The sequence below is a fragment of the Pseudomonas sp. S36 genome (assembly GCF_016647875.1).
In the GTDB taxonomy this organism is placed as follows: domain Bacteria; phylum Pseudomonadota; class Gammaproteobacteria; order Pseudomonadales; family Pseudomonadaceae; genus Aquipseudomonas; species Aquipseudomonas parafulva.
On the sequence record NZ_JACVVG010000014.1, the window covers coordinates 116,641 to 122,640 of the forward strand.

The 6,000-nt window shown below is 60.9% G+C and carries 5 protein-coding genes; 1 reads left to right on the plus strand and 4 read right to left on the minus strand.

The features are described from left to right. Positions 1-82 precede the first annotated feature (82 nt). A complete protein-coding gene (murJ, locus tag IAE36_RS10715) occupies positions 83-1,621 on the minus strand; it encodes a murein biosynthesis integral membrane protein MurJ (RefSeq protein WP_201212319.1) in 1,539 nt (512 codons plus the stop codon). A 250-nt stretch (positions 1,622-1,871) separates the two neighbouring features. On the opposite strand from murJ, the gene rpsT reads away from it, so the two are divergent. Further along, positions 1,872-2,150 (plus strand): 30S ribosomal protein S20, encoded by a 279-nt coding sequence (rpsT, locus tag IAE36_RS10720; protein WP_028631791.1) that lies wholly within the window; start codon positions 1,872-1,874, stop codon positions 2,148-2,150. Positions 2,151-2,258: 108 nt separating this feature from the next. On the opposite strand, the gene IAE36_RS10725 is transcribed toward rpsT, so the two are convergent. Genes IAE36_RS10725 through IAE36_RS10735 form a run of 3 tightly spaced genes read right to left on the minus strand, consistent with a single transcriptional unit; the run spans position 2,259 to position 5,821 of the window. Then, a complete protein-coding gene (locus IAE36_RS10725) occupies positions 2,259-4,559 on the minus strand; it encodes a PqiB family protein (RefSeq protein ID WP_201163533.1) in 2,301 nt (766 codons plus the stop codon). Then, positions 4,552-5,175 (minus strand): paraquat-inducible protein A, encoded by a 624-nt coding sequence (locus tag IAE36_RS10730; protein WP_028631793.1) that lies wholly within the window; start codon positions 5,173-5,175, stop codon positions 4,552-4,554. Before IAE36_RS10730 ends, IAE36_RS10725 begins: the two co-directional genes overlap by 8 nt. Further along, the gene (locus tag IAE36_RS10735) at positions 5,162-5,821 is read right to left on the minus strand and encodes a paraquat-inducible protein A (RefSeq protein WP_201163532.1); all 660 of its coding nucleotides are present in this window, start codon (positions 5,819-5,821) and stop codon (positions 5,162-5,164) included. The genes IAE36_RS10730 and IAE36_RS10735 overlap by 14 nt, the downstream gene beginning before the upstream one ends. Positions 5,822-6,000 lie beyond the last annotated feature (179 nt).

Consider the following 6,000-nt stretch of genomic DNA (forward strand, 5'->3'; position numbering starts at 1 on the left):
CCACACCCGGGCGCCGGTAACAGGCAACAGCGCCCAAGGGCGGCATGGAATGTGAAAAACCGACACCTGGCCCGGCCGTGCTTCAGTGCAAGGCTTTGCGGGCGAAATGCCGGGGCCGGAAGCCACACAGGTACAGGCAGCCAAAATAGGTCACCACCCCCGCCATGATCAGCGCCCCTAACCGCAACAGGCGCTCAAGCATGTTGCCCTGCTCCCAGGCGGGCAGGTAATGAAGGCCGGCCAGCAACACCGCCGACATCAGGCTGACCGCCAGCACCAGCTTGCACAGGAACAACACCCAACCGGGTTGCGGCTGGAACAGCTGATGGCTGCGCAGCTTCCAGAACAGCAGGCCGGCATTCAGGCAGGCGCCCAGGCTGATCGCCAGGGCCAGCCCGGCGTGTGCCAGGGGGCCTACCAGTACCAGGTTGAACAGTTGTGTGCACACCAGGGTGAACACGGCAATTTTCACGGGTGTGCGGATATTCTGCTGGGCATAGAAGCCGGGGGCCAGCACCTTGACCAGGATGATTGCCAGCAACCCTACCGAATAGGCGATCAGGGCACGCTGGGTCATGGCCGCATCTACCGCACTGAACTTGCCGTACTGGAACAGCGCAACCGTCAGTGGCTCCGCCAGCAAGGCCAGGCCCAGCGTGCAGGGCAGTACCAGCAGGAAACACAGGCGCAGCCCCCAGTCGAGAATCCGCGAGTATTCCTCACGGTCCCGGTTGGCGTACGTCTTGGCCAGGGTCGGCAGCAGAATGGTCCCCAACGCTACGCCCAGCACGCCCGATGGCAGTTCCATGAGGCGATCGGCGTAGTACATCCACGATACCGAACCGGCTACCAGGAACGACGCGAATATCGTGTTGATGATCAGCGAGATCTGGCTCACCGACACCCCGAGGATGGCGGGCAGCATCTGCTTGAGCACTCGCCACACCCCGGCGTCGCGCAGGTTCAGCCGCGGCAGCACCAGCATGCCGATCTTCTTCAGCGCCGGCAGTTGATACAGCAACTGGGCCAGGCCGCCCGCCAGCACACCCCAGGCCAGGGCCATGATCGGCGGGTTGAAGTACGGCGTCAGCCACACGGCGAAGGCGATCATGGCCACGTTCAGCAGGGTGGGCGTGAAGGCCGGCACCGTGAAGCGGTTCCAGGTATTGAGGATGGCGCCCACCAGGGACGACAACGAGATCAGCAATATATAAGGAAACGTCACCCGCAGCAGGTCGGTGGTGAGCTGGTATTTCTCGGCGCTGTCGACGAACCCTGGGGCAGTGGCCCACACCACCCAGGGTGCGGCCAGGATGCCGATGGCGGTGACCACGGCCAGCACCAGCGTCAGCAGCCCGCTGATATAGGCCACGAACGTGCGCGTGGCCTCTTCGCCCTGCTGGCTCTTGTATTCGGCCAGGATGGGCACGAATGCCTGGGAAAACGCGCCTTCGGCAAAAATGCGCCGCAGCAGGTTGGGCAGTTTGAAAGCAATGAAGAAGGCGTCGGTGGCCACCCCGGCGCCAAAGATGCGCGCAAGGATGGTGTCGCGGACAAAGCCCAGCACCCGGGAAATCATGGTGATTGAGCTGACCGCAGCCAGTGATTTGAGCAGGTTCATCGAAAAGATTCACGCCAATGGCAGAGGACGCTGCCAGACAGCGTCCGAATGTGCGATACTCCCGCGCCTTCGCAGGGGAGCCAAAAATTCCCGAGTTTACAGGTCGCGCAGCAGAAAGGAATCTTTCCCGCCTGTTGGTGCACCGCTCGGCGGAACCTTGCAAGTGGCCTTGACATCCGGTCGACTCATCGGCATGATTCGCGGCCTATTTTGTTTGCTATTTACCTAAAGTCTTTCGAGGAGCTCGACGGTGGCCAACACACCTTCCGCCAAGAAACGTGCAAAACAGGCTGAGAAGCGTCGCAGCCACAACGCCAGCCTGCGTTCCATGGTCCGCACCTACATCAAGAATGTAGTCAAGGCCATCGACGCAAAAGACGCCGACAAAGCACAAGCTGCTTACGTTCTGGCTGTACCTGTAATCGACCGTATGGCCGACAAGGGTATCATCCACAAGAACAAAGCTGCTCGTCACAAAGGCCGTCTGAATGGCCACATCAAGGCGCTGAAAGAAACTGCAGCTGCCTAAGCGACGTGCTAGTCGAAAAACCGACCCTAGGGTCGGTTTTTTGTTGCCTGCAGTTTTTCGCGTGAGCCCTTTACATCAAGGGGCCGCTGCCAACGGCCCCTCGATGGGTCACTTGCCCAGCTGAATTTTTGGCGCCCATTGCAGCCAGTCATCCTCGGCCTTGTCGAACAAGGCGAAGGTCTGCTGCGGCCGCGCAGGGTTGCCCATGCGCTCGCCATCCGGCGTGGCAAAGGCGATGCCGCCGTCGATCAGGGTTTCCAGCGACTCGGTACGCACGGTCGCCCCTTTCAACAGGCCCCAGTCGAAACCGAAGCCACTGCTGTTCCAGAAACGGCTGCCGCTGCGCACCAGGCTGGCATAACGGGGCTCGATCAGGATGTGGATCAGCACGCGGTCAGCGCTCTGGCCAAGCTCGAAGCCAGTGACCTTGCCCACTGCGACCTCGCGGTACGTCACCGGCACACCAGCCTTGATCGAGCCACGGCGCGGCGCACTGAGGGTCAACGGCAGGCCTACTTCGGGGCCCGCTACCTCCGGCGCATCGGCCAGGGCGATGAAATCACGCTGCGGCCCCCGGTCCTTGGCGGCAGGCTGCACTTCCAGGTACTGCCCGCTGATCAAGGTATCGAGGTTTTCTGTGCGCACCAGGCCCAGGGCCGGCTTGACCACCCAGAACTGGGTGCCGACACGGGCGATCTTGTCAGCCGCCTCGGTGATACGCGCGCGCAACAGCACGGCCTGAAGGTCTGCCGTAAGGTCGACGCTCTCGATGCTACCCACATCCAGCCCACGGAAGCGGATGGCGGTACCTGGCTTCAACCCATCAGCCCGCTGCACCCGGATAGTAACCAGGGTACCCGCACGGTTCACCGCCTCCTGGTTCTCATGCAGGCGGAAGCGCGGAATGTGGCGCTTGAGCGGTGCGTTCGCCCGTGGCGTGTCGAAGGCGATCCCCCCTGCCATCAAGGTCTGCAGGGATTCACTCTTCACCTTGATGCCCGAAAGGCCACCGGTAAGGGTAATGCCGCTGGCATTCCAGAAGCGTGACGAAGCATTGACCAGCTTTTCGTATTCCTTTTCGATGTGAACGCCAATCAGGATACGGTTGCTGTCGCGGGCGAACTGGTAGCTTTGCACGCTACCCACTTTCACCTGGCGGTACATCACCGGGCTGCCCACTTCGAGCGAGCCCAGGGTATCGGCGAACAGCACCATGTGCAGGCCGGGCGCTTTCAGGTCCAGTGGCGGCGCCTTGGCCCGCGCTTCGAATTCACGCTCAGGCCTCGCGCCCTTCTCACCCGGGCGGATGGCGATGTAGTTGCCCTTTACCAGCGCTTCCAGGCCAGTGATCCCGGCAAGCGAGATCGACGGCTTGACCACCCAGAACTGGGTGCCCTCCACCAGGTAATCCTCGGTCAGCGGGTCCAGGGTGAGCTCGGCGGTGGCGCTGGAAAGGTTGTCTTCCATTTTCAGGGTTTTCAGCGACCCCACCTGGATACCTTTGTACATGACCGGCGTACGGCCAGCCTGCAGGCCCTCGTAGTCGCTGAGCTTCACCTTCACACGGATGCCCGCCTGGGCGGCATCGAAGTCCTCATAAAGCCGGAACGGCAGGCTCGGGTCGGTTGGCGGGCTGTCCTTGCGATGCTCCGGCGTAGCAAAGGCGATACCACCGGCAACGATGCTGGACAACGACTCGCTGCGCACCTTCACGCCAGAGAGCGAGGCATCGATGCTGACGCCGCTGGCGTTCCAGAAGCGCGTGTGCTTGCGCACCAGGTTGGCGTAGGCAGGTTCAATGAAGACCTTTACCTCGACCGTGCTCTGGTCGTCGGACAGACGATAGCTCTTCACCCGACCAACCTGGATCTGCTTGTAGAACACCGGGCTGTCGCGGTTGAGTGACCCCAGCCGCTCGGCCTTCAGCACAAGGTGCAGCCCCGGTTCGGAGTCCGAGAGCGGGGGCGCAACCTTGAGTGCGGTGAAGCGCTTGGTCGGCTCGCCCTCCCCTGGGCTGACGGCAATGTAGTTACCTGATACCAGCGTTTCTAGCCCGGTAATACCTGCCAGGCTGACGCTCGGCTTCACCAGCCAAAAGCGGGTGCCTTTGTTCAGGTGGTTCTCTGCCGCCTGGTTCATTTCGATAGTGGCGATGACGCCCTGATTCTCACCCTTGGCATCCAGCACCAGGCTTTTCACCTTACCGACAGGCATGCCCTTGTAGATTACCTCGGTCTTGTTGGCGACGATGCCTTCGCCCGACTCGAAGCGCACTTCAATCTGCACGCCAGCTTCGCGGTAGGCCTGCCACGCGAGCCAGCCGCCGATCATCAAGGCGATCAGGGGCAGGATCCAGATGGCCGACCAGTTGGAAGCGGGGCGGGTTTTGGCCGTTGGCAGGTCACTCATGGTCGTCATCCGACTCCGTATTGTCCCAAATCAGTCGGGGATCGAAGGTCAAAGCAGCAAGCATCGTCAGAATCACCACGGTTGCAAAGGCGACAGCGCCCAAATTGGCTTCGACACTGGCTATCCGCCCGAAATTCACCACTGCCACCAGGATGGCAATGACGAAGATATCGAGCATGGACCAGCGCCCTATGAATTCGATGAAGCGGTACATCCAGATGCGTTGCCGTGCTGACAGTGGCTGGCGACGCTGGACCGAATACAGCAGCAAGGCAATACCCACCAGCTTGAACGTCGGCACCAGGATGCTGGCAACGAACACTACCGCAGCGATCGGCACCATGCCGTGTTTGAGCAGGGCAATGACGCCCGACATGATGGTGTCGGGGCTGCCCTGGCCAAATGAGCTGACCGTCATGATCGGCAGCACATTGGCAGGGATGTACAGAATGAACGCCGCCACCAGCAGCGCCCAGGTTCGCACGATGCTGTTGGGCCTGCGTGCGTGCACCAAGGCACCACACCGGGTGCAGGTTTGCGAGGTGTCGCCAGGCACCTGCCGGTTCAGTTCATGACACTCATTGCAGACAACAATGCCTGCATCAATCGCCCGCATGCAGGTCCTCCCCCGATAACGCACTCCAAATCTGGTGCGGTGACATCACCACTTCAAGCCACACCTGAACCAGCAACAGGCTGATGAAACAGAACAGGCCAAGGCCCACGGTAATCTCGGCCAGGTCCACGAGTTTCACGATGGCCACTAACACACCCATGAAATAGACCTCGAGCATGCCCCAGTCTCGCAGGTGGTGATAGATGCGATAAAACAGCAACCCAAACTTGCGCCCAACGTTCAGCCGAATGGCCAGCAACACAGCCAACTGGCAAAGCAGCTTGGACAACGGAATCGCCATGCTGCACAGGAACACGACAATGGCCACCCCACGCATGCCCGAGTCGTACAGGCCCAGTACGCCACTCCAGACCGTGTCATCCGAGGTTTGACCCAATAGGTGCAACTGCATGATCGGCAGGAAGTTGGCCGGGATGAACAGCAGCAGCGCAGTGAGCACCAGGGCCAGGCTGCGGTTCACTACGTTGTGCCGGTGGGCGTATAGCTCGTATCCACAGCGTGGGCATAACGCCTTTTCACCATTGTGTAGAACAGGCTTGCGCAGCAACAGATCACATTCATGGCAGGCGACCAGTTCGTCCAGCGGCAGGTCGGCCAGTGCTTCTGGTTCGGCAGGGTTGGGCATAGGCTGCTTCTGACTGGGTGGGTGGGGTTATTCTAGTGGGCTTGGCTGGGTTTGTGGGAGGCGCATGTGTCTAGGCAGGCCCAAGGGGCGACGGTTCACGGCCCCTGACCAGCGTTACTTTTTTATCGCACAAAGACAAAACCCCTACCTGCATGTGCAGATAGGGGTTTTGCGAAATG